The following is a 25,899-nucleotide window of genomic DNA, read 5'->3' as shown; positions in this document are numbered from 1 at the left end:
AGTAAAATGAACAAAGATTTCAGTTTTATCATATTAACCTTTAATGAAGAAATTCACCTGCCAAGATTATTAGAGTCTATTAAAAATTTAAATGCTAAAACATTTATTTTGGATAGCGGCAGTACCGATGCTACTTTGAAAATTGCAGAGAATTACGGCGTCGTGGTAAAAGAAAACCCATTCGAAAACCACCCAAAACAATGGGATTTTGCCTTAAAAAATTTTAAGGTAGAAACTCCATGGACCATTGGACTGGATGCCGACCATACGGTTACACCTGAATTGTTCGATATACTTGCTAATTTTAAAGAGGAAGAACATCAGGATATTAACGGCATTTACTTTAACCGCAAAAACTTTTTTCAGGGAACTTGGATTAGGTTTGGTACATTTTACCCCTTTTATCTCTTAAAAATGTTCAGAACAGGCATCGGTTTCTCTGATTTGAACGAAAATATGGACCACCGTTTTATTGCTCCTGGCAAAACCAAAATCTGGAAAAAGGGCTGGATCCTGGAAGAAAACCTAAAGGAAAATGACATTACCTTTTGGAAAGCTAAACACGAACGTTATAGTGATCTGGTTGCGCAGGAAGAGATAGAGAGAATACTGAAATTAAGAAATCAAAGCTTAAAACCTAATTTATTGGGTAGCCCTGACGAAAAACGGGCATGGCTAAAACGTTTATGGTGGGAGCTTCCACTCGGTTTTCGCCCATACCTTTATTTTGGTTACCGGATGTTTTTTAAACTCGGTATATTTGATGGCCGCACAGGTATTAAATTTCACTATCTCCAGGGCTTTTGGTTTAGAAAACTAGTAGATAAAAAAATTAAAGCCATACAAAAAAGAACTGTTAAATTATAAATGCCGTTAACATATGACTCAGGAAGAAGCAAAAAAGCAAGCCAATAAAAAGGCCATCAAATTTGTTGTCGCACTATTTATTCTTTACGTGCTGTTTAGCCAGGGAAACCTGTTTATGAACAGTGTGATGACACCAGGTTCGAGATTTTACAACCCTTTTATCTCCCAGCATTTTGATTATATTCAGGGCTTAAAGTCGGCTTTAATTGTACCTGCAGTATGGATCATTAAAGCATTTGGATTTTATGCCATTTACAATGAAATGGATGTAATGGTGGTATCAGGACCATATCTGCGCATTAACTATTCTTGCCTGGGCTTGGGTGTAATGAGTTTTCTGGCGGCATTTGTCCTGGCATTTCCAGCATCCTGGAAATCAACATTTAAAATGCTGATTATCGGCTTTATTGCCATTTACGTATTAAATGTATGCCGCATCGCAGGCCTGGGCATATTACTCGGTTTTTTTAAGTCGCAACGTAATAATTTCACCTACCACCACGAGATTTTTAATATCATTGTGTATATCTGCATTTTTACCATGTTATACTTCTGGATTAAAAAAAGCAGCAAATTAACTATTGCCTAATATCCTTATTACCCATAAATAAATAATAAGCTAGTTTTGTTAAAAACACAGTTACATAAGGATTTTGATACCGGAAACTTTAAAATAGGGGCTTCTGTAATGAAGCAGTTTTTGTGGTATTTTACAGATGTATTTTTCTTCAAAAGTAGGGTGATGCCTATTAGCAGTGTACTGGTTTTTTTCCTAAAATTATTTGGGGCTAAAATTGGCAAACAGGTACGTATAAAACCTGGTATCCACATTAAATACCCATGGAAACTTGAAGTGGGCAATTACAGCTGGCTTGCCGATTGTTATATCGATAACCTGGATGAGGTTAAAATCGGGGAAAATTGCTGTATTTCTCAACAAGCAATACTTATTACTGGTAATCACAACTACAAGAGCAGCGCTTTCGACTTGCTCACCGCCCCAATTACTCTTGAAGATGGGGCATGGATTGGTGCGGCAGCCAGGGTTTGCCCTGGTGTAACCCTGCATAGCCACGCTGTATTAACCTTAGGAAGTGTTGCAACGAAAAACTTAATGCCCTATAACATTTATCAGGGTAACCCTGCAATAAAAATTAAAGAACGTACCATAAAGGAATAAAATTTTAGGCTTCAAAAGTATTGTAAACGGACTGCTAAACGGCAGTCCGTTTGTTTTATCTTTCAATTCACAAAATTATAATGACAATTATCAAAAGCTTTACAGTTCTTTTACGCTGTAAATTACCTGATATTGAAAATTATTTTGACATTTGCATTGTCTGTCGTCATAAAACTATTTAAGTTGGTGAATTTTAAGTTAATGAGGAACAAGTATTCCTTGTCTTCCAATCTTATTTTAATTACTTTTTTAATCGGGATAGTAAATTTATTTTTCTACGATTATGAGAGTACGCAGGAAACTATTGTTTTTATATCCATACTAACTATGCGTTATTTGCTTTTTATCCTTATTAAACGGAGGTTTGAATGGAGCAAATATTTGCTGGTACTCATTATTTTAAGGAGTATTTACCGATTATATACTGTTATGGGCGACATGGATGTTAACCCTGTTACCAAAATAAACCTTACTCTTCAGCTGATTATTTCTTTACTGGCATTTGGAATCCTTATCGTTTTCCCAAAGCTGAGAGAATGGATAAACGATAAAAGAAAATATATCGCAGCTCCAAGGGTATCTAATCCACAACACTAATACCCTTCTAAATCACCTACTGCAGGTCCTATTAATTTCATACTGTTAAACTTTATAAAGAATGATTAATATGCCATGGATTTTTTGTTCAGGTAGCCTAATCCTATAGCGCTAAATTGCAACTATACCATAAAACCAAATTTTCTTCGATAACCAATCGCCAGGTTTCTAAAAGTTATTTTTCCTAAAATTTTGTATTAAAAATAAGACTAAATTTCACTTTAATTAACAATAAAGCTTTATCTTGGTATCAATATATGCAGTTTGTAAATTTTCTAGCTGGTACCACTTGTTTTTTCTTGCTTTTGATCTCCCTTCATTTGTTTTTTGCAAAAAACGGGAATAGAAAGCAAAATATCTTGCTGTCAATTTTATTATTTTCCCGTTTTGGACAAATGCTTAACTCTCTGTTTATTACAACAGGAAGTGCAGCACCTCTTTCTATATCTTTTCAGTTTTTTACCCCTCTTTATTTTGCAGCGCCTGCCTGTTTTTATCTTTACATTACCGGTTTTGTACAGGAGAAAAAAACAATTGAAAAAAGAGACTTTTTACATTTCATTCCTGCTGCCATAGCTTTAATACATGTTATTCCATGGCCGGGATCAGCAGTTTTGGATTGGAATTTAATCGTTACACAACTGCACGCTGATGGATACCACTCTTTAGTAGCAAAAAGTGGTTTATTCCCCTCTTCCATTCATTTTGTATTACGGCCGGTACTCACGGTTGTTTATTTAGGTTTAACCTGGTTTGCAGTGGTTAAATCTAAAATTTTATGGAAACAAACCATAGATCCTGCTACACGCAGTTGGGCACTTTTTTTACTAAAAATTGCAACGTTCTTTCAACTTTTAGGCCTCCTTCCACGCATATTAAGAAACTTGTCCCTACCCATTGATAATTCCGTTTTTGTCGTCATTAATTGTGTTTGCCTGTTAATGATCATTTTATATTCCTTACATAAACCCAGTATTTTTTATGGCTTTTTATTGGTTGCCATTGATTGGAATAAAAATGAATGGAAAGAGAAACTGGTCTCCGATCACATCACCACTCCAGATGATTTCGACATTTCAGAAATAATTAAAGTACCCGGAGCCTTATCACTTTCGATCAAAAAGTTTAACCTTTCAGAAGAGCAGGTTTTATCTTATTCCGGCCTGATTAAAAAGGAAATGGAAGATAATTGTTTATATCTTAATCAGGATTTACAAATTATAGACCTCGCCATCCGTGTCAATATCCCTGTTCACCAATGCTCTTTTGTGATCAATAACCATATCGGAAAAAATTTTCGCGACTGGATCAACAGTTACCGCATTGCACATTTTTTACAGCAATATCCTATTCTTGCCGATAAAATCACCATAGAAGCAATTGCCCAGGAAGCTGGTTTTAAAAATCAGGCTACTTTTTACAACGCCTTCAAAAAAGAAAAAGGTATTATGCCAACAGCCTATTTTTCTCAAGAATTAAAGGCCCAAGACCTGTTTTAGCCCTATTTTGCTCTAACGATTGAATCATTAGAGACCAATCCCTCCTTTAGCTTGCCTTTTTTTGTGAATAGCCAATACTTTTGAAGAGTAGTTTTTGGGTTACCCTGCATTGCCCTGAAAATTTACTATTTTATTTAACCTATCCCAAGTAATAGTCATGATAATTGATTTTGAGAATCGTCTTTTTATGAAGCCATTTTTCAACTATTTGGAAAAGCTTCATCCCCTACCCAAGGAAGTTTTTACTTATTACGAAACAAATTGCCAACTCATTACGATACGAAAACATAAGCATATACTTTCACCCCTAGACTCTAACAATGCTATGTACTTTTTAGTTAAAGGCGTGGTGAGGGGTTTTATTAAAGACAAAAAGAAAGACATTAGTACCTGGTTTGGCTTCGAAAACCAAATTATTGAGGCCATTCGTCATCCAGATCAGCAATCAAACCATTCAGTAGAATACCTTCAGGCCCTGGAAGATTGCGACCTGATCCGCATTCCGTACGCAGCTACAGATTTTTTACATGCAAACTATCCGGAGGCGAACGTTATTGCAAGAAAAATACTTGAGACACAATATTATCAGGCAGCCGAAAGATCAATAATAGCCAGAATACCAAATGCGTTAGGGAGGTACCTCAAATTAGAAAGTACAGCTTTTGATATTGACCGGGTACCACAACGTTATTTAGCCAGTTATTTAGGCATGCGCTTAGAAACCCTGAGCCGGATTAGAAACAGGGCGGTTGATCAGGATTTAAAAATGCTGGCTTAGCGGCACCTGAATATATTTGTATGTTTTTCAAAATATAAAGGCCAAAATGCTGTATTTAGTATTCATAGTGGATTACTATTGGTCAAAAAAATCTATTTGTTTTTTAGCTTTGTACGTATTATTGCTTTAAATCAGGATCAGAAATTTTACTAGAATGAATATTATACTGGCTTCAACCTCTACCCTTTTTGGTGGAAATTACCTGGAATACTTAAAAAACGAGCTCATTACTTTATTTGATGGGATAGACGAAATCATATTTATACCATTCGCAAGACCTGGGGGAATTTCACATGAAGAGTATACCTTAAAAGCCAAAGATTTTTTTTCATCATTAAATATTAAAGTAAAAGGCTTGCATGAATTTGCCGATCCTGTTGAAGGCCTAAATAAAGCCAAAGGATTTTTTACCGGTGGAGGAAACACTTTCCTTTTGGTAAAAACACTACACGAGCTTGGCCTGATGAAGATTTTGAGTGAAAATATTAAACAAGGGAAAACCTATTTAGGCTGTAGCGCAGGCAGTAACATTGGTGGCATCAACATGAAAACCACTAATGATATGCCTATTGTTTATCCGCCATCTTTTGATTGTATGGGATTGGTACCCTTTAACCTCAATCCTCATTACCTGGATCCGAATCCTGAATTGAAACATAACGGAGAAACCAGGGAAACAAGGATTATGGAATTTTTAACGCAGAACAAGTTAAAAGTGGTTGGCTTGCGTGAAGGCAACTGGATTAGGGTATTAGGTGATAAAATCACGACAGAAGGAAGCCGGGAAACCAGGATTTTTGAACCTGGAAAAGCACCATACGAGCTTCAACCGGGTTCTCCTTTAATTGTAAGCAGCCTACCAAGTACATCTTTTAAATAACTTTCGCGATGTTTTTCTTTGCATAAAAGAAATCTATGAGAACATCAGAAGAAAAAATGTTAGCAGTTGAGGCTTGGCGCACTAGTGGGCTTAGCCAGAATGAATATTGCAAGACCCTTGAGGTTAAACGTATCACTTTTGCCAATTGGGTATCGCGCAACAAACGAAAAAAAGCTGCTCCAAATTTTGTTAGGGTTACCCATCCTCCGTATACTTGCCTAGCTGCACTAGAGTTTCTGATTTTGTTAAAAAATAACAACTCTCAGTAATTTCTACGTGGACATGAGTGAAGACCAGTCATTTTCAAATTCCCAAGTGTCCTTTTCTTATAATGTTAGGAGATGATAATGTTATAATTCAGTGTTTTTGGATTTTGCCGTGTAATAATTAAATAACCAAACATTCCAACCACAATTAAAAGATAAAGAGCATATTCATCCAATGGGCAATCGACTACGGAAGTAATCGTGACGTATGATCCAGTTGTTATGCCGTCAACTTTGCAGCCACCAGAAAATGGTGCACCACCGTAATTGAAGGTAACTTGGCAAGATTGAGTGCCAACAAAATAAGGATTGTCTGGTGAGTAGTCCCGGGTGCCATTTGTTTCGGTTGAAACATGGTTGGTATATATTCTAAATGGGCCACCAGAGGACAAAAGGCATCCGTAGGGAAAATCATCAGCTCCATATACAGATTTAGCATTTGAAAAAATTATAAGAATAACGAGTAAAAAGACGGGAAGCGTTCGCATAGTACAATAAACTAAGAAGAAAGAAAATTGTTTAAAATAATTCGGGATTTATTTCATCCCATCCAGACAGAATATCCCCCTTCGATTTTCCATTAAATATAATAAGCATGGCTACAGGAGATGAGTTTTTGTATGCAGCCCATAAAGTGCATATTTAATTAACCTATTATACTTTTAAAGTTCTGTGGAAACAGGTTTTTAATTTTCTTGTGGTTTATTGACATTATATTTTCCAATATGTATTTAAGCCACTTGTAGGGATTAACCTCATGTTTTTTTTGCAGATTGCAAAGAAAGAATAGATCATTGCTAATCTTTGCGCTGCCTGGTGGCTTCCAGCGAAGAGATAGCTTTTTCTGCTCAGGCTCACCGGTCTTATTGCATTTCCTACCAGGTTATTGTCGATTTGGAGCGTGCTATCATAAAGGTATGCACTTAAGGCATCTCATCTTGCATAAGCATAGGCCCTTGCCTTGCCAATATGGCTTTTGGGCAATGTTATCTTGATTTATTAAAGGATCCATTTGCCGATATCATTCAACATCGGTAATGACTTCTCATGCTTACCTTGGTCAATCTTTAACAGGTAAACCCTACTTTTGCTGCAACCAGTTTTGGGCAGCTTTTAAAGTTACATCGTCGCCTTCGGTTTCTTTAACCAAAACATCGGGCTGAATTTTCCCTCTATATTCTTTTTTATTGCGATCGGCAGTATAACTCACAGCCAAAAGCAATGCAGATCCATCAGATAGATTGTATTGCGCATTTGCAGAAGTGTAACCTCCGGTGGCTTGTCCGAAAAATTTGGTGTTTGCCTTGCCTATAAAGGAAATAGCAGTCATTTCGCCCGAACTTCCGGTTCCCGGGCCAACAAGTACGGCGATTTTGCTGTCAGGTTTTCTTAACTGATAAGGTTGTTCAATATTTACACCTAAACCAGAGCCTTTTTTCCCTTTTTTGGGATTATAAGACCAGGCATTATAATTCTTTTTAGCTCCACCATTGACAAAATAACCAAGGATTCCCTCACCGGTAAGAGGCCCCAAACCTGCAATCATGGGGTACATGTTCCCTCCGTTGTTACTTCTTAAATCCACAATCCAGTAAGCAAGTTTATTTTCGGTATCTAAAGTCCTGATTCGATCCTGTATATCTTTTGCGAAATCATCTTTAGTTTTTTGATCAACAGAACCAAAGCCGGGAACCGAAATATAACCGATATTATTTTCTATCAGTTTTGAAGAAGTTCTTCGGGGATTTGTATTTCCTTTTGAATAGGCTTTAGCAACTGCTGGTGGTTGGATAAAAGAATGGTTATCACCTGCCTGGTGTAACTTGCCCAACACATAATTGGTTACGATTTTAGCTTCGTCTATACTTTTTATGCCTTTGGAAAGCAGGGTAACACTTTCATCAATAGCGGTCCAATTTAGCGAATCTTTATAAATGGAATTTTTCTTGATGATCGAATTGAATTCGCTGATGTACTTAGCGGCTTCAACACTTGGCGGAAGGTCTGCTACGGCCACTTCTTCCACTTCGAAATCATCGAACCATACCTTTCCGGTACCCGCAAGATATGAACCAAAAAACAATTTTTTGATGTCCTGATCTACCGTTAAGTTTAATCTGTACTTTTTCCACTCACGCGTTCCTGAAACGCTCCCCTCTTGCATCGATAGATTTTGAAACCCGACCTGTTTGTCATTTTTATCCCAAAGCTGGCACCAGGTTGCCACTTCACCTTTAACATCCTTTGTTTTGATATAAACGCTGATTGCTATTTTTTTTAAGTTATTTACCGTTATTGGAATGACCTGCGAAAAAGTCTGAAAACCTTTAACGGTACTATCCGCATTTGAAATGCTGAAGGAAACATCCCCCGAATATTTCTCTGAATGGTCTAATACCGAAGAATAACCTTTTACCAGTGGGAGGTTCCAATCTGCCGGAACCAATGAATTATTATTTTTACCCGTTTCGAAATCCTTGTTTTTGATTTGAGCGAAAAGCGAAGTGGCAAATAAAAGCGATAAAATACTGGTGGTTATTCTTTTCATTGAGCCGTTGATTAAAATTATTTAAAATTGACGTGATCGGGATTAAAACCCTGGCAAACAATATTTAGCATAGTTACAAAAAAATAATTATCTGTGCATTTTCTCTCAAAAAATTATGATGAGGCAATGTTGTAGCATTAAAGAGAAAATAAAAAATAGGATTATCGACACCGTCCCAATGAAAATCGGGAGATTCAGGCTAATATTTAATTTAATGGTGCTGCCTACTTGTTACCTCGAAGTATTAAGAGACTGTTAATACTTAAATGCCAACATTTGAAATTTCTGAATTTAACCGGTTACAGATTTTATTAAAAAACGAACTGTTTTTCGCCCGATTTAACATCCCGTTCGTCGAGAAATTACCAGCGTTGGTATAATACGGCCATTTGTGCTGAAACGTTTCTCAAATCCTTGCGTCTCATTATCAAACAATCACAAAATATTAATTAAAAATATAAATAAAAGCATTATGAAAACTCTATTCTCAACCTCAGCAAAATCTTTAATGGCAGCTTTAGTTTTAAGCGCAACAATTTTCAGTTCAAATGTAATGGCTGGCGAAAAACAACCAGTTAAAATGTCGGCAGCAAAAAACTTCGATAAAGTAGTGGTAAGCGGAAATGTTCAGGTTACCCTGATCCAAAATGGTACGGAAGGTGTAAGTTATGCAGATGAAAATACCGGAAATGTAAAAGTAGTACAAGATGGATCAGCGTTAAAGATTACCTCAACGAATCTTAATCCTGCAAAAATTACCGTTTATGTAAAAAATATCTACAGGGTACAGGCTTCTGACAATGCAACGGTAACAACAGAAGGCAAACTTAATGTAAAATATCTTCAGGTATTTTTAACCGGAAATGCTGTAGCCAAAATCAATTCAAAAACAGAAAGTTTATACACTGTGATGGAAGGTTATGCAGATTTAAAATTGAGCGGAGCCACTCAAAGCCACAATTTGGTAATGGGCAGCACTCCAAAATTAAACCTGGATAAATTTGCTGCCTTAAAAACAGAAATGACCTCTCCAGTAACTGCTACTGTTCAGACTGCAGCACTGGCTAAATAAGCCATACGAAAAAGTGAAAAGAGCGATGGCTATCCACCGCTCTTTTTTGCGTTCAACGCGATCAATACAAAGGTACAAAAGCAACACCTGAGGCAGAGCGGCAAAAAGGAAGTTCAGCGCCCGGTCCTGTTTCCCTTATCCCCGCCCTGATGCTGCCAGGGAAACTGCTTTGCCACTCTCGGCGGGGGAAGTACCCCCTCAAAAGACCTTTTTTTCTCCGGCGGGGGATTTTCTACTTTAGACTGTCCGGTACCCAAGATATGCTCATCCCTGATCGCTTTCATGTCCCTGGAGTAAAGATCGAGGGTTTTGGCCTTTGGATTTGCCGCTAAATAGACAGGTTCTTCTTTTTCACCGATTTTGAGCGGAAGTTCAACAAGGTTTCCATAACGGAGCGCCTTGATGACGGCCTCTTTTTTTTCAGGGTCTTCAAGCCCGGAAAAAGCATATTTATCAACTGCCCTGTCAAGGTCGTAGCCATATCCAGGGAAAAACCGGTTCATGGGATGATTTCCACTGTCATCGCTTACCGATAGATCAAGCTTAAACCATACCGGCACTTTACTACGCTGTTCATTTCCCCCCTGAGCATTATTTTTAATGAATATCTCTTTTTGCAGGGAAAGCCCACAGAGCAGTTTATAACTCTGGAGAGCACTCATCCTATTGTCCCGTTCAAGTTCAAAGTTCTGGACAACTGCATCAGCGCTATTATACCGCCGCAGTTCTGCCCGGTAGCTATTTAGGAAGTAAACATCTGCATCTTTTGCTTTTGAAAAATTAAGTTCAAAATGCATGTGGTCAACCCCTTGACCAGGATCGGACCTGAACTCCCAGGGAATGTAACGCTGGTTAATTCCAAGGGAGAATTTCTCAGGCCTTCGGTATATCGAGGAGGCCAGAACTTCGTTGAGGCGTGTTCCAAAACCGAGATAATCGAGTGTTTTCTGTAGGTAGGCTAAATTATTCTCATCCATAACATTCTAATTTTATTTTATCTGATATCATTCACATACGCTTTATCCACGCTTTGATATTATCCGTTTATCTGGATAGCCCCCTGAGAGGGTTGGATATGGCGGGATTTTGCCCTATTTCTACCATCTTATGGGCGCTGTACTTTTGGCCTTCCATCTGTTCATAGGCGCTGTTGAAGGATGGTGTTGAGTAATTGGCCTGCCGGGCATTATCCATCAGGGATTTGATCCCACGCAGCAGCAGGTAAGAAATGCCCCCATCCAACAATACCGAGAAGATCAGTGCTTTCCTGTCCGAGAGTATCCCCAAAGGTTCCGAGGCGCGGTGCTGTACCAGTGTGCCATCGGCAAGTTCGATCTGTTCGCCTCTTTGATATGCGGATTTTTCTTCCTGGGAAAGGAACATCCCGTTGATCAGGTCGGGCACCTGTACACTGGATACTTCATAGGAAATGAATTCTTTGGTTTCCTTGTCATACTCTATATTGAGCATCGAATATTTCCCTTCCTCCATTTGGATACTCTTGCCGATATAGGTAGACTTTCCGTCGATAAGACTGGACATCTGTTCTTCGGTAAGCAATGGATGGGGCCTGTATTGTTTATAGATCGGGTGGATCAGTACCTGAACTTCGCCTCCAGGACTTCGAGCAAGGGAAAGTTTGGCATCTAGCCGGTCAATGGAGAAGTTCTCTGCCCTCAGCCCTTCCAGAGAGAGCAGTTCGGTCCTGCGGCCGGCCAACAGGGCCCGGATATTATGCGGATCAAGCAGCAGCTGATCCTTGTGGTAAACGCCCAGGTTTTCCAACTCCTTGAGGGGCAGTTCACTCTGATCAAATAGGTTTTTCATATTTGTGAGGATTTTATCGTCTGTTTTTTTCTTTGTTCACAGCCACATCCGGCATCACCGAAATGAGCGGAGTGGCTGAAAAGTCAACTGAGTTTTTTTGGGCCGACTTGACCTTGAGCAGTGACTGATACAGTCCGTCATTCATGGAAAGAGTAAAGTGGAGTCCGGAAGGCTGCTGTACCACCCGCAACCGGCCTTGCTTTAGATGCCCCTGGATCTGGTAAAGATTTCCTTTATACCCAAGTTCATCCCCGGTGGTAAGGTATTTGATATTGATACTTCCATCCCTCTCCGGTATTTCTGCACTCCTGGTTTGCAGCTCAATTTTCTTTTGCAGCTCAAGCTCTATTCCGATGAGAAATGAAAATATCTTTTCTGCATCCATTGCTGCCGAGTGGATCTCAACAGGACTGTTTTCCAGAATCGATACCCAGCTTTCCACATAAGCGGCATGCTGGGAAGGGTCGTGGCCGATATTCAGCTCATCGCCCAGCAGCATGGAAGCGATTTCAGCCCTGAGCTCCTCCCTGGCATACGCTTCGATTCCGTTTTTCATCAAACTTTCACGGTCTAGCCTTGAGGGATGCCCGGTCCAGTGCGCCATCTCATGGAGCAGAGTGGCGTAGTATCCTGCCGGGGAGCTGAACTGACTGCGGTCGGGAAGGGTAATCAGATCGAAACTGATCTGATAATAGGCGCGGTCGATGAACTGATGGTGGATACGGGCCCCACTGTGGCGGATGAGCTCTTCGGCCCTTTCAATAGGATCCCAGTCGATCTTCCTCCCCGGCTGCTCGCTGAGGGATGGAATCCCGCTGATCTGCGAGGCGTTGAATACCCAGGCATTGCTGACAACGGGCCTGGTCAGCGGCCGGAATTCCAGCAGTGGGTTTCCTTCTGCGTCAAGGACCGGACTCCCACTATCATCTAAAACCTGGCTGCGCTCCTGGGTCTTGACAAACTGGATTAAAGTACCCTTTTCGTTCCTGTTGACCCTATACCCGGCAAGCTCAGCCTGCTTGAAGGTCATCCACCTGGGATCCTCCCTAGCTGACAGCAAAAGATTTATCGCATTTATTCCCTTATAACGCTTAAGGGTCTGCTGGTTATAGGGCATTGAAAAAGTGGGTATGCCACTACCACTCCAGGGCTTTTGCCAGGGGGAAGTGCCTGCCCTGAGCTGCTCGATCAGGCGCTGGGCAACCTGAAGGTATAGGGGTTTGTGTTTGCTATCCATCTTCCCCTCCTTCCTCCTCTAAAAGTTCATCGGCTTGGGCCGCACCATATATTTCCGCCTGTACCAGGCTGAGCTCAAGTTTATCTGTCCGAGCGATCGCCTCCAGGATTTCCTGAATGGACTGGGGCTGTTGTTGGTCTTTGTTTTTCATGGTTCTGTTTTTTTGCCAGGATAACCTGAAGGGATAAAAGAAATTTTAAAGGATTCACGGTCTCGCCCCCCGAGCGTACTGAAAAATGGAGGTGCTCACCTGTGGCCCTCCCACTATGGCCGGAAATCCCGATCATGTCCCCTGCGCTCACCTTTTTACCGGGATAGACCAATACTGCGGAAAGATGTCCATATATACTTTCTGTCTTTCCATGGCAGATGCGGACAAAGTTTCCCAAAAAGCGGTCATGACCACAAGCACAGATCCTTCCCGGAAGGACAGCGCGGATGATCGAGCGCCTTGCCATAAGGTCAACGCCTCGGTGAAAATCCATGCGGCCTGTAATGGGATGGACCCGTGGACCGAACGGGCTTGTAGGCCTGAACGGGAAAATGGGAAGCGAGACAGCCTGGGAATAGGAGGTATAAAAACAGAGCTGGAACAAAACAGAAAGGATAACGATGTTTTTCACCTGCCATTCCTTTCCGGCTTTTCCCTCTCGCGCAGCTGCGAAAAGCCCATCAGTACCGAGAGGCTTACCGTGGCATACTTCATGGCATCTGGATTTTTTCTGAGGAGCTGCATCGCTTCGAGCAAAGAGGCGGAACTTCCCCTATCCTGTAGCATACTGACCCTTAGGAGTACTTTGAAGGTCTGCATTTCCATCACCCTGGCGCTGCTGAGCAGTTCTCGATAAAGGGTGTTCCTGTCTTTGAGCAGCTTTACCTCACCTGCCTCATGGCCGGATAAAGTGAGGTCCCCAAAACTGACCAGGACTGCCCCTGTGAGCTGATCGATGTGGCTGATCACGCCAAGTTTAATATTGTTATCCCTGTTATGCTCATGTGGGTTTTCCACCAAAGCCAGGTTAGAGAGATATTTTTCCATAATTATTTTTTGTGATCGGTGAAAGGATTTTTGAAACCGCCCCCGGTATCAAAAACCGGTGATCAGTTTACCGGGAAGCTGGCAGTAATGCCGGTAACTTCCCTGTTGATACGTTCGAAGTTTTCGGTGAGGACCTGCTCTTTTTTGCCCTTGAAATCGTAATAGACGGGCATGGCCGGATAGTTTTTCTCTTCTTCAGAAACAGCTTTCAGGTCTAAATTGACCCGGCAGTTGATCACTGGTGGTGAAAAGGAGCCGTTAAATGAACTTACCGTATCCCCGGCAAGCATCCCAACCAGTTCCCCGGCTTTTAAAGATGCAATCTTGCCCGAGGGAATGAGGTGCTCAAGGCGTTCACTAAAGGAAAGTGAGGTTTTGCCCCTGTCGATGGAAAGGCTTTCACTGAGCTGTTTTACTTTCCCGAAAAGCTTCTCCAGCCAGTCCAGGGTTTCTTTGTTCCTCACCGATCCTGAAAGCACATTGCCCACCACCGAGCAGATCGTTGTGGCCACTTCTTTGCCGAACTGCTGCTGGAACTGAGGGAGTTCCTGCAGGCCCATTAAAACTCCTACCCGGTTTGAACGCGCTGTTGCGATGAGGTTCTCGATCCGGTGCACGTAGATGGTAGGCAGCTCATCAAGCACCAGTGCGCTGGGCAGGTTGCCCTTGGAATTGATCAGCCTAGTCAGCCGGTTGAGCACAACGGAATAACAGGCAGAATTGATATTCTGGGTATTGGGGTCATTTGCCAGGATGAGCGTTCCTGGTGAGGAGGGATCACTAATCTTCAGAGAGAAGTCATCTCCGGAAAACACCCAATATGTCTCTTTAGTGGCCAGTCTGGATATAAATATTTTCAGCGTGCCCACCTGCCCCTCCAACTGGTCAAAAGCCTTAGCCCGGTATGCACTCATAAAAGGGGAAAGGAGTGATGCAAGCTCGGGATTGCTCAGCAGCGTAGCAAAGATGCGCTCATAGGGACTGTTAAGAAAAGAAAGCACATGGGGAAGAGTGGAATACCGTCCGTTCTGGTAACGCGAGAAAAAATAAATGCATGCCGATAGGAAATTTACCGCACTCTGGGTGAAAAATTGGTCACTACCCGAGGATTTATCCCCTTTTTTCAGTGCCTCCACTAAAGCTTCGGCAGTTTCCGAGGCATCTGCAAGGGTAAGGATATAATCCGCACGCAGTACATTGATACGCCTGGACATTTCTACAGTGTTCAGGTTGATCACATGAAAACGGTGGTTTTTCAGGCGTCCCTGCTTTTTACCGAGCAAAAAATGATAATAGGCCAGCTGCGCTAGGTCAAAGAACTTAAAATCGTAAATGCATAGGCAGAATTCCTTAGCCATCAACTGGCGTATGAAAGGCATGACCACCCCGAAACTCTTTCCCGATCCGGGGGTGCCGATTAAAAGGGTGCCACGGAAGATGTTTTCGATATTGATATACCCTTTCCTGACTTTTTTACGAAAATAAAACAGGCTTGGTATACTTACGCAGGCTGGTCCGCGGATTTCCTGGGTGGCTTGCATAAAGGATTCCTGTTCTATATTCCAACGGTCTTTGCCAAGGTGCGAACTAATGATTTTGGAGATATTGTCCATGGCGGTATGTATCAGTAACGTCCCAGAGATCAGTGTCAGGCAATAAAGGAGCTCTGCCCAGCTTAGGTGCATTATTACCTCAGGCCCACCTGGGGGATAAAACAGGGTGCCTAAAAAAAAGAGTGCAAGGCCTGAAGATAAAGGATATAAAACCGCTGTACGGTAATCAAATTCTTTTTCCTTTTTGCTCAGAGTACCAATGGAAACCAGTACCGTCAGCATCAGTATAAAACCCCTGGAGTATAAGGGATTGAAATAAATGCCGATTTTGGAAATCTGCAAAAGGATTTGTACAAGAAAAACACCGCCGGGAACATCAACTTCACAAATTTTGGGCAGGCAGATGAAAATAAAGATATCCAGGGATACCGAAAGGTAGATGCAAAAGCGCATAAAATGATGAAGCCCCTGCTGTTCTCTGCTCTCTTCCATAAGCCCTTGGATTAAAAGGTATCAGCCCGCAGAATATCCCCATATCTTATGCTCAAAGAAACCTTGCGATTAGAAAGCTGCTTTTCTGCCAGGGTCAGCACAAGGCGCTTATCTGGGGAAAAGCTCAGCTTATCGATAACCAGGATATTGCGCATGCGCCTGGTAAAAGCTTGAAAAGGGTAAAGCTGCCAAACTATCGGGACCGGAATAGACTGGTGGTTGGTGGCCCTGCTGATCTTCTTATCCTCCAGGCTAAGGCTGAATACATCTGTATTATAGGGCAGGGATGAACTGTTTTCAATATAAAGATCCAAAAAGATCAGCTCACCGATGCTGTAAAGCTGCCTGACTGCCAGCGATAGCCCATGGGAAGATACCTTCGATATGGGCTTCTGAAACCGCATGGCAAGTATGTCCAGCGCATTTTTTCTGATTTGAGGGATGCAGGTGCCCGCTGTGGGAAGATTTACCGGAACCATGTGCTCTGGCAGGATTTCGATATCAGTGACCGCTTCCCAAGCAGGGAGTTCACAGCCAAGATGCAGGCTATACTGGGCCATAAAAGTCTCAGCTATGATAGTTACCACGGCAGGCTGATCCGCTGGTTTTCCTTCCGGCAGAGAACCGGGACGGATGCAGAGGATATTCTCCCCGGTAAGCTCATAAGTGATTGCTGGGCTTGAAATATCAACATAACGGATGGGCTCAGGGGAGCGGAAGTGTAGGGGTACCCCCAGTATAATATCGATCCTTGGCAGACTGGAAATTGGTCTGCCAACAGGCTCCTGCGCAACAAGGCTCAGTTTGGCTAAAGCGAGCAGGGCAAAAAGAAATAATGTTTTCATTGTTTATGGTTTTAAAGGTTTTTCTGACGGGAGGAGAGCTCATTGGGATCGACGAGATAAAGCAGTGTGCCATATTTGATTTTGGCCTTGTTCTGACGGACCAGGCGGGTAAAGGCACCTGAAGCGGATTGGAAAACCCTCCCCATTACGCTCATGAGCTGCTTGTTTTCCCCCATGGCTCCATCGATGGTAAGTCCCTGAGAGGAAGAACTGCCAATCTCCCGCCCAAGGTCGCGGAATGCTGATGAGGGGACATAGATCCCCTTCATACCATCGAGATCATAGGCTTCAAGGTTTAGCGGCAGGATTTCACCGCCCAGAAGCACTGAACTGACCGATATACCAATTCGTTGGGCAGAAAAAGAAGATATGTTCCCAAAAAGCGTGGTCCCTTTTTTTATCAGTAATTTTCCAGCCCTAATGTCTGCGAGCAGCCGCATGCGCATTCGAGACCCCAGTCGTCCGGTAATCTGTTCATCTATCATGACTGGGATATTCACCGCTCCGGGCAGTTTCCCAGGGGCAGTTCCCGGGCCTTGGGGAATGCTGTCCATCCTTACCCGAAGGGCTTGGGGCAGTGCCTGCTTTTTCGCGGCCCCGGGTAGCAGGCCCGGCCTTTCCAGACCGGTCTGCATAGAGGAACCGCCTGCTCTGCCGATACTGTCCACAATGGCCATCTGGGCCCTAAAGACGGCCATGGGATCCTGCCCGAGGTCGCGATTTTCCGGTGATGTGGCTGATCGGCCCATCTCTTCAAGGGTTTTGGCGATCGCCCGGTCCCCTTGGAGGGCACTTTTACTTCTCTTCTGCGCATCCCTGATTCTTTCTCCCTTTTGAGCGAACTGTAGGATATCCGGAGCGGCGCCGGACTGCCCGTAACGGTTACGAATAACCGATTCAATGGAATCGAGCATTTTCTGACTGTTCAGGTGCTGGTCTGTCACCAGAGGAGCATCCAGCGGTTCTTCAGCGCCCAGCTGGCTCAGCGCAGAAGGGGCATCGGATTTGCGGTAGCGCTCTTCAAAGGCCTGGAGTTTATCTTGGAGTTTTTGACCACTGACTTCAGCGGATACCCCTGCCAGGCCACTCTGCAGTCCACCTTTTTCCCTCTCTGCCATTTTATCCCCTTTAGCGGCGTAAGCCCGGAAGATAAAAAACAAGAGTATGATAAAGGGCAGGCAGAGAACCGGCAGGACATAGCGCGGGTTTTTAAAGTTGATTTTTTTCATGGTTGGTGATGTTGGTCTGAAGCTGTCTTATTCTTTGCAGCATGGCTGCTATTTTGAGGCTATCGCCGGGGCTCAGCTGTTTTGTGGATAAAAGTCCATTTAGTTCAGCCTGCATCTGCAAGACCTGCATGAGATTTCCCGCGGACTGCGATAGTCCAAGGATCCCGGCCCCGGCTTTCTCCTTTAAGCCCTGCTGCCTGGTCCCGGCCATTTTCGGTTCTGTCCTGAACAGGGTAAAGCAGAGAATGGCCGAACATGCCAATAAGGACACCATTAACAGGAAGACACGCCTTGGATTGCGGGCAGACCATTGGGATATCCCTGCAAGGCGGGAGGAAAGCCATTTTAATGCAAATGGCGATAAGATAATATTGCGTTTTTCCTTAATCATACTTTTTTATGGTTTAAAAAGGGTTTTTCGATATTGTGGAGAGATCCCTGTTTTCAAGGGTCTTCCAGCTGGTGATCAGCACTGCATGGGGATTGTTTTCCGAGCGGGCGGAAAGATCACTTAAATGCCCTTCGGTGACCAGCGAGCGGGTCGCTACCGTACTTCTGCGGTCGATTCTCTGGGTGCCGTAATAGCGGAAATATTTTGCCTTTTCATCCAAAAAGATCGAGTCGGTCTGAATGGTGAGTACTGCCGAAGAAGACAATACCGAGGAGAAAAAACTGCGTTCCTTTAAATTATTGTATTCCCTGGCCCCGCTTTCATCGATCAGGTACATCGCCTGCCTCATCTGTCCCTCGATGTATTTTTCATCCGGGATAAGCGAAAAAAACAGGTTATGGAACCTTGCAATGTGGGCCCGGTATTCCGCGCCTCTGTTCACCTCGAGCGCTGTTCTTTTTGCCGCCAGGGGAACCGATCCGTTATCGAGCAGGTAGATTCGTTTTGTGGAAAGCTCGAACTGCCGGTAGGCAAAAAACGAGACCACCGAACAGACCAGCAGGCAGAGGAGGAAGCTTGAGGCGCAAAGGAAAGTTGCCAAGCGGATTTTGCTTTCTATATTTTTGATCAGCATACCTATCCTCCTATTGCTTTGCTGGCCATGCTTCCCATCGTGCCTGCCCCGGATCCCATGGCGCTTGCCGCAGAGCTGACTCCAGAGGTGGAGACAATCCAGGTTGAAATGCTGGGGACGGTAAACATGGTGAGCGCTCCGATGATAAAGGTGATGATGACCATTCCGAAGGAAAGTACACCGTTTGAGGCAAACCAGCCCAATTTTTCTATATCTGGTCCTGCGCTGCCCAAAAGCTCAGTGTAGCGGGAGATTTCGGCCTCCAGGGCATAATGCTGGAAAAGGGATGCCACGTACATCACCAGAAAACCGATCCCCGAATACAGGTTGACCGATATGAAACGTGCGATCCAGGTAGAAAAGGAATCACGGAAGGCAGGCAGGATACTGATCGCAACAGAGAAAGGACCTAAAATAATCAGTATGGTAGAAAATATGATCTGCACGGTAAAAATAACATATACACTGATGCGCAGAATCCATACTGCAAGGGTCTCCAGCAGGGAAGTAGCCAGCAGTTGCAGACCTATTTGCAGCCGGTTTCGCATTTCCACAACTGGGTTCCACACCTGCGAAAAGCCTTCTTTGACAGAGCTTTTGACCGATTCCCAGGCATGTTCATACCAGCTGTCGGCCTCTCTTGCGGCCACCTCGGTCTCAGCCTGTACCTTGAAAAGTGCATCTGCAACCTCGGTCATCAGTTTCGCACGTTGCAGTCGTAGGGCATTGATATCCTGCTGGCTCCCCTCAAAAAGCGCTGAAGTACGGTTTTCAACGATCTCTGCGGGAAAGGCCACCACCCGGGTGAAGACAGGCCACCATAAAATGACCATAGAAAGCCCGAAAGGACGCAGCAGGGGCATAATTTCCAGGCGCTTATCCCCAGAGATCATCTCATAACTTTTAATAGCAAAAAAGATGAGCATAAAAATCGCGCATAACGCCTGTGCATCAGCGATAAAGGCATCATAATGGGTCCATATGGTGGATTTCAGTTCCTTCAGGAAATGCATCATCCCCTCTTCGTACACCCCGTTCCCCTGAAGAAAATTAAAGGTTTCCTTAAAGGAGTCCGGCACCCCACCGGGGCCTGACTGTACCAAAAGGCCGGTCGTTACGGTAATCATACTTATTGTGTTCATGGCTATAATTTTGAATGTTTTAAAATTTCATCCGCGATGGCAATGTCTCTACTTGCAGCAGAGGAAAGTTTTGGTACGGTCTTACGGAGGATGCCGGCAGCATTTGAAATGGAAATATGTTTCCATGCCAGGCGTTTTTTTTCCATCCACACCGCCTCCAGCCTGCGGTATTCCTCCAGCATGCGCTGGTAGCTCAGCAGGCGTTCTCCTCTGGAAAGAGTGGTTTTCCTTGCAGTCTGCAAACGCTCAAGCAGGCTTTCCCTTTCCTCAATGAACCAGCTGTAGAGGCCTGAGGAGAGCAGGTAAGTCCGCTCTTTTGCTCCTATATTCTCCAGTTCATTTTTTTGGGGGCTTAAAAGGGGGGCGAAGGCATACCGGTAATACAGCTGCCACAGCGGGTCCATATCACTCAGCAGTCCTGAAAATGCGCTGGCCTTCCTCAGTGCTTGGTCTTTGAGCGTATCGCTGTGCAGCTTGTAGGCCTGATCGGCCTGCGACATGGCTACCGCTAGGGCTATACGCCTGGTCTGCGGCCCCTGTGGACCCAGCGGACGCAGGTCGTTGCCGGGATAATTGGGGTGTAGTGCCCAGGTGAGCCAGTAGTAGGGGTTTAGGCCCAAAAAGCCCGGTTTAGGGGTGAATTTATCCCTGTCCCACTGCTTGAATACCATGCGCTCCTGTTGGTTTTTGATGTGTTCATCATTGACCATACGCTGGGCAGGGCAGCATACGGCCCTTAACCCCATCAATAGTATTAAAATAACTTTCTTCATTTCTTTCTTATGGTTTTATAGTTCAATAGCAGATTTTCTACCATCCGTTTATCGGTATTTACAAAGCCGGAAAAAGGATTCACCAAACGCAACAGTCCCCGGCGGGCGGCCCAGTACATGCATTTCTGCATACTATAGAGCAGCGCACGGATTGTTTTGAGTTCCAGGGAGATCTTTTTCAACAGGGCATCACGCTTGCCAAAATCCATTAGCACGTTCTCCCCTTCCTTAAGCACCAGGGCCGATACCTCATCGGCCAGCCTGATGCCCCTGCCGGCCAGCTGCCTGCAGGTCTGCTCGGCGAAAGGCAGTAGCTGCGGGGATGATGCAGCTTGGGAGACCACCTGCCTTCCCGCGGAGAGGATTTCTAGTGTCAGCGAGCCGATCTGCCTTACCGCCAGCGCACTTTTAAGTCCCTGATCTACCTGCGCTAGGGAATTATAGATAAGTTGCTCGGTAAGGATCACCGCGCTTAAGTTTAGCTGTATATCTTTGAGCGCGCTGCCGGTTTCACCAAGGCCGTGCTGGTATCCCTGTTCGGCGGAAAGCCTGGCGGCATTGTTTTCCAGAACAGCTTTGAGGTGTCCCCGGTCGATGATGATGCGCTGAGCGGATGCAGCCTGGGCAATGAGTAACAGCAAAAGAGGCCATATTTTCATGGCACCGTCCTTAGCATTCGCAATTTCTGCAGGATTTCACCGGTGAGCACCTGGTCACGTTTCCCAAAATCAGAAAAACTCACCTGTCTTCCCTGCCTTCGCTGTAATGGTGCACGCAGAGCCAGACAGATCCCGTGTAAAGCGCTGCTGATCGAGCGCAGCTGGGATATGACCTGAAAAAAAAGAAGCTTTCGCTCGCTCTGGCGCATCTGGTTGAGGTCTGCGATGCTCAGGGCGAGCCCATAGAGGTATCGCAGGAGCAACTGCGCCTGATCGGCAAGATCCGCCTGAGCGGAAAGCGCCAGAGGGATGAGCAAAGGTTCCGAGCTGCAAAGGGAAATGATGGCCGATTGCTGGAGATAAATATCATCCAAAAGGGGGGAAGATTCGATGCCTATCTGCAGGGCATCGATAGCGCCCCCCAGCACCGAAAGCTGTGAGCTGATCTTTACATAACCTTCCTTGAGGCTTTTCATACCCCCGCGGTTCAGACTTTCCCCCACGAGCAGAACCCCCTGCCTATCTCGGGCGGAAGATTGCAAGCCATGTTCGCTTTTACTTTGGGAAATGAGCTGGTGGAGCAGGGCAATATTGATCTGGGCAGGACAGAAAAAAGGAAAAAAGGTCAGAAAGGATAAAAAAAGATAGATTTTCATGGTTTTAGTATTTTTGCGTGCAGGATTACCTCGCCAGCTATGCGCTTATCGATATTGATAAAGCCCCGGTAAGGATTGATTGAATTGAAAAAGCCCCGCTGCAAGGCCCAGTATACCGAGCGGTAGATGCCATAACTCACGCCTCTAAGCACTCCGAGTTTCACGGTGATGGCATTGAGCAGCCTTGCCCGTTCCCCGGAATCCATCAGGTTCCCTTTTCCGCCCTTGAGCACAAAGGCGGAAACCTCTGCGGCAAGGGCAGATGCACGCAAGGAAAACTCACGGCCGCCCTCTTCTGCGAACAGCAGGAACTGGGGGCTGTTTTTTGCCAGTAGGGCCGTCTTTTTAACATCAGAAAAAATGTCCTGAGAAATCTCATAGATATCCCTAACCGAAAGCAGTGATCCCATCACAGCAGATACCTCGCTAAGGCCGCGGTAGATATCTGCCTGCAGGGAGTTTACGATGCCCAGCTGGCCGGTGACCGAGAGCTGGGCCTTTTCGATAAGCGATAGCCGTGAATTGGTTTTATCCAGTTGGGAATTGATCATGCCCGAGCCTGCGGCAACAGCTGCCGAGGTTGCAGGATCCACATAAATCTGCGCACTGGAGAAGAAAACTGCGCAGATGAGAAAAGCGAAGGTGAAATAAACTGTTTTCATAACATTAATGGTTTTGGTTTGCGGTATTAACCCTGAGGACAAATTCTTCCAGGGAAAGCGATGAGGACTTCAGCTCCGAGATAAAGGTATCCAGTCCTTCACGCAGGGACCCATAACGGGATATGTAACTCTCAAGCGCAAGTTTTTCAGGTTTCTCGGTAGAGAAAACCAGATACTGGGCAAGCGAGACCTCGACCCCGTATACTTCCCCGCTTGCCCCCCTTTTGATGTACACTTCCTTAAACCTTGATCGACCCTGCCGGTTATCCAGGCGGTTGATGGTAAAAATTTTATTCTGTTCGGTCTCAGACAGGGATAAAAGGGAGGCAATCTGGCCGTAATTGTCCCTGAACTTACCCTGGTCGAGCAGGCATATGGTATCGGAGTTGCTGATGATGCTGTCCTTGATGACCGGGTTACCGATAATGTCGCTGAGTTCCTGGGTGACCACGATCGCCTCTCCCCAGAATTTCCTGACCGTTTTGTACATATAAAGCAGGTAAGAGGCCATTATCGGGGAGGCTACCGCCTTCCAGGCCTCTTCCAAAATCAGCGCCTTGCGCTGGTGGGTCCTGTGCCTCATTTTCTGCAGGAATACATCCATGATGATCAGCGTGACGATGGGAAAGAGCACCTTATGCTCGCGGATAGCGTCGATCTCAAAGATGACCAGACGCTCTGAAAACAGTGAGCTGTCCACATCCTGGTTAAGCAACTGACCGAACTCGCCACCGCTGCAGAACTTTTTGAGTACATAACGGTACTCTTCCAAATCAAAGCCCACCTGATCGCAGGCCATGACTCGTGAAATCTCGGAAAGGGAAAAATGGTAAAAGGAATCAAAGCAAAGCTGCCTTTCCTCGAGGTCTGATGAGAAAAAATCCAGGTAATAAGCAGTGATCACGCTGGAGATCAGCGTGTCCTCGAGCTGCGAGACCTCCCCCCCGCTGCCTCGGAAAAGCAGACAGATCAGCGTCTTTAAAAAATCCTTTTTTTCCAGGTTGTATTCTTCCCTGGATATCTTAAAAGGGTTCATCGTGATGGGCTGCTGTTCTGAATAAGTGAGATAACGTCCCCCAAAGTAGCTGCACAGCCCGCTGTAGGAATGCCCGGTATCAACGATAACCACGTCCATGTTATAGCGCATATACTGCTCGATGAGCGAGTTCATAAAAAATGACTTACCCGATCCGGATCCCCCGAGCACAAACTTTGACCGGTTGGCGATTCTCCCTTGATTGATAGGCAGGTCCGCTGGATCAATGCCTACCGGAATACCCTGGCGGTCAGTAAAATAGACTAGAAACCCGGATTGCTCGCTTTCCATGAGCCTTTCCCTGAACATCAGGCAGATTGCCGCCTCGCAGCTCAGTAGATACCAGTCGTAGCTTTTGAGCGAAATCCCGTTCCCGGGAAGTGCTGAGCGGAAAAGCTCGAACTGGTTATAGGCATTTCTCGAACAGATGATACCCTGCTGGAAAAGTGAGGACTCCACAAAGTTCACAGCCGGAGACAGCTGCCCTTTGCCGGCACAGATCAAAAGGTTATAATGTGCGTTCACAAGAAGCTCATTGTCCCTGGCTACGCAGGTAAGCAGTTCACTGATATCCGATGCGCACATCTGGTTGGCAGGATCAGCCAGGCCCGAGTGGCGTTTGGCCTTTAGCCTGAGCTTGCGAAGGGTAGCCTCCTGTGAGGGAATCTCAACAAACTGGTTGTAGACCATGCAGTGATAATGGGGCGTCTGATATAAAAAGGACAAGTTGTCCATTGCAAAGCCGTTAAAGGCATGTCCATCGTCCACCTGGCGGTATGTGCTCAACGATGAAGGCAGATCGATGGCTCCGGTATCAATCAAAGAAAGTATTTTGATTTCCCTATCCCCTATCTCAAGCCCTGTATCATCAGCTTTCAGGTTGTTATGACAGATGTGTGGCGAGGAAAAATCCATCGACAGGATCCCTTGGGTGAGCTGCCGGATCTCCCTTGCTGATAACTTCTGCGGCAAAAGACCGCTCTGGGTCAGCAGGTCCATCACCTTATCTGACCTGGAAAGAAAATCTGTCCGGGCGCGCTCATCATAGACATAAAAGGCACCTTTTTTAATCTGGCGCGTCAGGGTGAGATAAGTCTGGGTAGAGGTATAATACCGGCCTTTAAAATGATCATGGTAGCACTGCTCCAGAAAAGATTCCCCACCTTCTCTTTGATAGTTCTTTTTTGAAAAGATATCCTGCTTATGGATGATATGTCCCTCACCCATGACCTTGATCAGGTTGAGCATCACGCCGTGGAAGTGTTCATAGGGCTGGGGATCTCCGCAGTACTGCAGGGCGGGATTGGTAATCTTGATGATGAGCGAAAAATCCCCGCGGTCGGAATAAAGCAGCTCGGTGCTGCCCCAGGGGGCAATACCGCAATAGGGAAGATCAAAAGTTCTGTTTTTTGTTGCCATAACTGATTTTAAGTCTTGAGGGTTGGATAAAAATTCCGCGGTGGCGTGTTTTGGTATGCAGGCCTTTTCGCTGGCGGGAAAGGATCAGCATAAACATCGAGCTGATCACTACCAGGCTGAACAGTGCACCAAAGTACATGTTGAGCATTGCACCGATCAGCCCGCCGCTGATCAGCCCACCCACCAGGGCCGAGGCACCCCAGCCGATGAACTTGCCTTTGAGCCCTTTATAGCTTAAGGGTTTCTGGAGCCCTTTGTAAAGCTGGTAACGGCGAGGGTCATTCATACACCGAAGAAAGCCTTGATCACCACCGATACCAGTACTAGAAAAATGCAGGAACCGCCCCAGCTCATCACCTCTTTACTGATGTCCCGGTCCCCCGAATTCCACTTGATGTATACCATTACCCCACCGATTAACCCCACGACTGCTCCGATCCCCAGAATTAGGTTACTGACCGGATCGACATAACTGGACAGTGAGGAGGTGGCAGCATTGATACCAGTAGTCCCGCCCCCTTGTGCATAAAGGGACAGGCAAAGCGGCAACATGGCCGCCAGAAGGAAGCCCCGTTTTTGTTTATTTTTCATGATAGAATGGTTTATAGTAAAAAAATA

General features: G+C 44.9%; 29 protein-coding genes and 1 pseudogene. 8 read left to right on the top strand and 22 right to left on the bottom strand.

The window, feature by feature from the left end:
• Positions 1–6: 6 nt before the first annotated feature.
• The 7 genes from R2R28_RS05875 to tnpA all read left to right on the top strand — a co-directional run bounded on the left by R2R28_RS05875 (position 7) and on the right by tnpA (position 6,070).
• Positions 7–867 (top strand): glycosyltransferase family 2 protein, encoded by an 861-nt coding sequence (locus R2R28_RS05875; protein WP_316824779.1) that lies wholly within the window; start codon positions 7–9, stop codon positions 865–867.
• Positions 868–880: 13 nt separating this feature from the next.
• Positions 881–1,456: an exosortase Y gene (gene xrtY, locus R2R28_RS05870; protein WP_316824778.1), complete on the top strand. Its 576-nt coding sequence runs from the start codon at positions 881–883 to the stop codon at positions 1,454–1,456.
• A 36-nt stretch (positions 1,457–1,492) separates the two neighbouring features.
• Positions 1,493–2,047, top strand: a complete 555-nt coding sequence (locus R2R28_RS05865; protein ID WP_316824777.1) for a WcaF family extracellular polysaccharide biosynthesis acetyltransferase — start codon at positions 1,493–1,495, stop codon at positions 2,045–2,047.
• Positions 2,048–3,039: 992 nt separating this feature from the next.
• The gene (locus tag R2R28_RS05860; protein ID WP_316824776.1) at positions 3,040–4,143 is read left to right on the top strand and encodes a helix-turn-helix domain-containing protein; all 1,104 of its coding nucleotides are present in this window, start codon (positions 3,040–3,042) and stop codon (positions 4,141–4,143) included.
• A gap of 325 nt (positions 4,144–4,468) precedes the next feature.
• Positions 4,469–4,921, top strand: coding sequence for a hypothetical protein (locus R2R28_RS05855; RefSeq protein WP_316824775.1), 453 nt, complete (start codon positions 4,469–4,471; stop codon positions 4,919–4,921).
• Between the two features lie 154 nt (positions 4,922–5,075).
• Positions 5,076–5,801 carry a dipeptidase PepE gene (gene pepE, locus R2R28_RS05850; RefSeq protein WP_316824774.1) on the top strand — a complete coding sequence of 242 codons (726 nt, stop codon included), beginning with the start codon at positions 5,076–5,078 and terminating at the stop codon, positions 5,799–5,801.
• Between the two features lie 35 nt (positions 5,802–5,836).
• Positions 5,837–6,070, top strand: coding sequence for an IS66 family insertion sequence element accessory protein TnpA (gene tnpA / locus R2R28_RS05845; RefSeq protein WP_316824773.1), 234 nt, complete (start codon positions 5,837–5,839; stop codon positions 6,068–6,070).
• A 65-nt stretch (positions 6,071–6,135) separates the two neighbouring features.
• Here the strand turns inward: tnpA and R2R28_RS05840 are convergent, their stop codons facing one another.
• The 3 genes and pseudogenes from R2R28_RS05840 to R2R28_RS05830 form a co-directional block, all read right to left on the bottom strand.
• Complete coding sequence (locus R2R28_RS05840; protein WP_316824772.1) at positions 6,136–6,555, bottom strand: hypothetical protein; 420 nt, start codon at positions 6,553–6,555, stop codon at positions 6,136–6,138.
• A 158-nt stretch (positions 6,556–6,713) separates the two neighbouring features.
• Positions 6,714–7,051, bottom strand: a pseudogene (locus tag R2R28_RS05835) (IS66 family transposase); the annotation flags it as partial.
• 97 nt (positions 7,052–7,148) lie between these two features.
• The gene (locus R2R28_RS05830; RefSeq protein WP_316824771.1) at positions 7,149–8,615 is read right to left on the bottom strand and encodes a S41 family peptidase; all 1,467 of its coding nucleotides are present in this window, start codon (positions 8,613–8,615) and stop codon (positions 7,149–7,151) included.
• A 472-nt stretch (positions 8,616–9,087) separates the two neighbouring features.
• On the opposite strand from R2R28_RS05830, the gene R2R28_RS05825 reads away from it, so the two are divergent.
• On the top strand, positions 9,088–9,687 hold the full coding sequence (locus tag R2R28_RS05825) for a GIN domain-containing protein (RefSeq protein ID WP_316824770.1): 600 nt from the start codon (positions 9,088–9,090) through the stop codon (positions 9,685–9,687).
• Between the two features lie 113 nt (positions 9,688–9,800).
• On the opposite strand, the gene R2R28_RS05820 is transcribed toward R2R28_RS05825, so the two are convergent.
• From R2R28_RS05820 to R2R28_RS05735, 19 genes are all read right to left on the bottom strand, one after another.
• Complete coding sequence (locus R2R28_RS05820) at positions 9,801–10,664, bottom strand: hypothetical protein (protein WP_316824769.1); 864 nt, start codon at positions 10,662–10,664, stop codon at positions 9,801–9,803.
• A 67-nt stretch (positions 10,665–10,731) separates the two neighbouring features.
• Positions 10,732–11,514 carry a DUF4099 domain-containing protein gene (locus tag R2R28_RS05815; RefSeq protein WP_316824768.1) on the bottom strand — a complete coding sequence of 261 codons (783 nt, stop codon included), beginning with the start codon at positions 11,512–11,514 and terminating at the stop codon, positions 10,732–10,734.
• Positions 11,515–11,527: 13 nt separating this feature from the next.
• Positions 11,528–12,751 (bottom strand): ArdC family protein, encoded by a 1,224-nt coding sequence (locus tag R2R28_RS05810; RefSeq protein WP_316824767.1) that lies wholly within the window; start codon positions 12,749–12,751, stop codon positions 11,528–11,530.
• Positions 12,744–12,902, bottom strand: a complete 159-nt coding sequence (locus R2R28_RS05805) for a hypothetical protein (RefSeq protein WP_316824766.1) — start codon at positions 12,900–12,902, stop codon at positions 12,744–12,746. The genes R2R28_RS05810 and R2R28_RS05805 overlap by 8 nt, the downstream gene beginning before the upstream one ends.
• Positions 12,832–13,236 carry a M23 family metallopeptidase gene (locus tag R2R28_RS29135; RefSeq protein WP_410479159.1) on the bottom strand — a complete coding sequence of 135 codons (405 nt, stop codon included), beginning with the start codon at positions 13,234–13,236 and terminating at the stop codon, positions 12,832–12,834. Before R2R28_RS29135 ends, R2R28_RS05805 begins: the two co-directional genes overlap by 71 nt.
• Positions 13,237–13,370: 134 nt before the next feature.
• A complete protein-coding gene (locus tag R2R28_RS05800; RefSeq protein ID WP_316824765.1) occupies positions 13,371–13,790 on the bottom strand; it encodes a hypothetical protein in 420 nt (139 codons plus the stop codon).
• Between the two features lie 62 nt (positions 13,791–13,852).
• Entirely contained in the window at positions 13,853–15,835 is a 1,983-nt protein-coding gene (locus R2R28_RS05795) for a type IV secretory system conjugative DNA transfer family protein (RefSeq protein WP_316824764.1), read from the bottom strand.
• An 11-nt stretch (positions 15,836–15,846) separates the two neighbouring features.
• Positions 15,847–16,680, bottom strand: coding sequence for a DUF4138 domain-containing protein (locus R2R28_RS05790; protein WP_316824763.1), 834 nt, complete (start codon positions 16,678–16,680; stop codon positions 15,847–15,849).
• An 11-nt stretch (positions 16,681–16,691) separates the two neighbouring features.
• Positions 16,692–17,909, bottom strand: coding sequence for a conjugative transposon protein TraM (gene traM, locus R2R28_RS05785; RefSeq protein WP_316824762.1), 1,218 nt, complete (start codon positions 17,907–17,909; stop codon positions 16,692–16,694).
• Positions 17,890–18,300, bottom strand: a complete 411-nt coding sequence (locus R2R28_RS05780; protein WP_316824761.1) for a hypothetical protein — start codon at positions 18,298–18,300, stop codon at positions 17,890–17,892. The genes traM and R2R28_RS05780 overlap by 20 nt, the downstream gene beginning before the upstream one ends.
• A 13-nt stretch (positions 18,301–18,313) precedes the next feature.
• On the bottom strand, positions 18,314–18,934 hold the full coding sequence (gene traK / locus R2R28_RS05775; RefSeq protein WP_316824760.1) for a conjugative transposon protein TraK: 621 nt from the start codon (positions 18,932–18,934) through the stop codon (positions 18,314–18,316).
• A 2-nt stretch (positions 18,935–18,936) separates the two neighbouring features.
• Positions 18,937–20,076, bottom strand: a complete 1,140-nt coding sequence (locus R2R28_RS05770; protein WP_316824759.1) for a plasmid transfer protein — start codon at positions 20,074–20,076, stop codon at positions 18,937–18,939.
• A gap of 2 nt (positions 20,077–20,078) precedes the next feature.
• A complete protein-coding gene (locus R2R28_RS05765; protein ID WP_316824758.1) occupies positions 20,079–20,849 on the bottom strand; it encodes a hypothetical protein in 771 nt (256 codons plus the stop codon).
• Positions 20,846–21,508 (bottom strand): hypothetical protein, encoded by a 663-nt coding sequence (locus R2R28_RS05760; RefSeq protein ID WP_316824757.1) that lies wholly within the window; start codon positions 21,506–21,508, stop codon positions 20,846–20,848. Before R2R28_RS05760 ends, R2R28_RS05765 begins: the two co-directional genes overlap by 4 nt.
• Complete coding sequence (locus R2R28_RS05755; protein WP_316824756.1) at positions 21,505–22,164, bottom strand: hypothetical protein; 660 nt, start codon at positions 22,162–22,164, stop codon at positions 21,505–21,507. The genes R2R28_RS05760 and R2R28_RS05755 overlap by 4 nt, the downstream gene beginning before the upstream one ends.
• Entirely contained in the window at positions 22,161–22,826 is a 666-nt protein-coding gene (locus tag R2R28_RS05750; RefSeq protein WP_316824755.1) for a hypothetical protein, read from the bottom strand. The genes R2R28_RS05755 and R2R28_RS05750 overlap by 4 nt, the downstream gene beginning before the upstream one ends.
• Before the next feature lie 4 nt (positions 22,827–22,830).
• Positions 22,831–25,281 (bottom strand): TraG family conjugative transposon ATPase, encoded by a 2,451-nt coding sequence (locus R2R28_RS05745; protein WP_316824754.1) that lies wholly within the window; start codon positions 25,279–25,281, stop codon positions 22,831–22,833.
• Positions 25,256–25,567: a DUF4133 domain-containing protein gene (locus tag R2R28_RS05740; RefSeq protein WP_316824753.1), complete on the bottom strand. Its 312-nt coding sequence runs from the start codon at positions 25,565–25,567 to the stop codon at positions 25,256–25,258. Before R2R28_RS05740 ends, R2R28_RS05745 begins: the two co-directional genes overlap by 26 nt.
• A complete protein-coding gene (locus R2R28_RS05735) occupies positions 25,564–25,872 on the bottom strand; it encodes a DUF4134 domain-containing protein (protein WP_316824752.1) in 309 nt (102 codons plus the stop codon). The genes R2R28_RS05740 and R2R28_RS05735 overlap by 4 nt, the downstream gene beginning before the upstream one ends.
• Positions 25,873–25,899: the final 27 nt, after the last annotated feature.

The sequence above is a fragment of the Pedobacter miscanthi genome (assembly GCF_032678605.1).
In the GTDB taxonomy this organism is placed as follows: domain Bacteria; phylum Bacteroidota; class Bacteroidia; order Sphingobacteriales; family Sphingobacteriaceae; genus Pedobacter; species Pedobacter miscanthi_A.
Note: the sequence above shows the minus strand (reverse complement) of the source record. Positions and strands in the feature narration are given on the sequence as shown.

Bases quoted from the DNA above. Each gene is read 5' to 3' on its own strand.
- R2R28_RS05875 (WP_316824779.1), top strand. From the start codon at position 7: ATGAACAAAGATTTCAGTTTTATCATATTAACCTTTAATGAAGAAATT.
- xrtY (WP_316824778.1), top strand. From the start codon at position 881: ATGACTCAGGAAGAAGCAAAAAAGCAAGCCAATAAAAAGGCCATCAAA.
- R2R28_RS05860 (WP_316824776.1), top strand. From the start codon at position 3,040: ATGCTTAACTCTCTGTTTATTACAACAGGAAGTGCAGCACCTCTTTCT.
- R2R28_RS05855 (WP_316824775.1), top strand. From the start codon at position 4,469: ATGTACTTTTTAGTTAAAGGCGTGGTGAGGGGTTTTATTAAAGACAAA.
- pepE (WP_316824774.1), top strand. From the start codon at position 5,076: ATGAATATTATACTGGCTTCAACCTCTACCCTTTTTGGTGGAAATTAC.
- tnpA (WP_316824773.1), top strand. From the start codon at position 5,837: ATGAGAACATCAGAAGAAAAAATGTTAGCAGTTGAGGCTTGGCGCACT.
- R2R28_RS05840 (WP_316824772.1), bottom strand. From the start codon at position 6,555: ATGCGAACGCTTCCCGTCTTTTTACTCGTTATTCTTATAATTTTTTCA.
- R2R28_RS05830 (WP_316824771.1), bottom strand. From the start codon at position 8,615: ATGAAAAGAATAACCACCAGTATTTTATCGCTTTTATTTGCCACTTCG.
- R2R28_RS05825 (WP_316824770.1), top strand. From the start codon at position 9,088: ATGAAAACTCTATTCTCAACCTCAGCAAAATCTTTAATGGCAGCTTTA.
- R2R28_RS05820 (WP_316824769.1), bottom strand. From the start codon at position 10,664: ATGGATGAGAATAATTTAGCCTACCTACAGAAAACACTCGATTATCTC.
- R2R28_RS05815 (WP_316824768.1), bottom strand. From the start codon at position 11,514: ATGAAAAACCTATTTGATCAGAGTGAACTGCCCCTCAAGGAGTTGGAA.
- R2R28_RS05810 (WP_316824767.1), bottom strand. From the start codon at position 12,751: ATGGATAGCAAACACAAACCCCTATACCTTCAGGTTGCCCAGCGCCTG.
- R2R28_RS05805 (WP_316824766.1), bottom strand. From the start codon at position 12,902: ATGAAAAACAAAGACCAACAACAGCCCCAGTCCATTCAGGAAATCCTG.
- R2R28_RS29135 (WP_410479159.1), bottom strand. From the start codon at position 13,236: ATGGATTTTCACCGAGGCGTTGACCTTATGGCAAGGCGCTCGATCATC.
- R2R28_RS05800 (WP_316824765.1), bottom strand. From the start codon at position 13,790: ATGGAAAAATATCTCTCTAACCTGGCTTTGGTGGAAAACCCACATGAG.
- R2R28_RS05795 (WP_316824764.1), bottom strand. From the start codon at position 15,835: ATGGAAGAGAGCAGAGAACAGCAGGGGCTTCATCATTTTATGCGCTTT.
- R2R28_RS05790 (WP_316824763.1), bottom strand. From the start codon at position 16,680: ATGAAAACATTATTTCTTTTTGCCCTGCTCGCTTTAGCCAAACTGAGC.
- traM (WP_316824762.1), bottom strand. From the start codon at position 17,909: ATGAAAAAAATCAACTTTAAAAACCCGCGCTATGTCCTGCCGGTTCTC.
- R2R28_RS05780 (WP_316824761.1), bottom strand. From the start codon at position 18,300: ATGATTAAGGAAAAACGCAATATTATCTTATCGCCATTTGCATTAAAA.
- traK (WP_316824760.1), bottom strand. From the start codon at position 18,934: ATGCTGATCAAAAATATAGAAAGCAAAATCCGCTTGGCAACTTTCCTT.
- R2R28_RS05770 (WP_316824759.1), bottom strand. From the start codon at position 20,076: ATGAACACAATAAGTATGATTACCGTAACGACCGGCCTTTTGGTACAG.
- R2R28_RS05765 (WP_316824758.1), bottom strand. From the start codon at position 20,849: ATGAAGAAAGTTATTTTAATACTATTGATGGGGTTAAGGGCCGTATGC.
- R2R28_RS05760 (WP_316824757.1), bottom strand. From the start codon at position 21,508: ATGAAAATATGGCCTCTTTTGCTGTTACTCATTGCCCAGGCTGCATCC.
- R2R28_RS05755 (WP_316824756.1), bottom strand. From the start codon at position 22,164: ATGAAAATCTATCTTTTTTTATCCTTTCTGACCTTTTTTCCTTTTTTC.
- R2R28_RS05750 (WP_316824755.1), bottom strand. From the start codon at position 22,826: ATGAAAACAGTTTATTTCACCTTCGCTTTTCTCATCTGCGCAGTTTTC.
- R2R28_RS05745 (WP_316824754.1), bottom strand. From the start codon at position 25,281: ATGGCAACAAAAAACAGAACTTTTGATCTTCCCTATTGCGGTATTGCC.
- R2R28_RS05740 (WP_316824753.1), bottom strand. From the start codon at position 25,567: ATGAATGACCCTCGCCGTTACCAGCTTTACAAAGGGCTCCAGAAACCC.
- R2R28_RS05735 (WP_316824752.1), bottom strand. From the start codon at position 25,872: ATGAAAAATAAACAAAAACGGGGCTTCCTTCTGGCGGCCATGTTGCCG.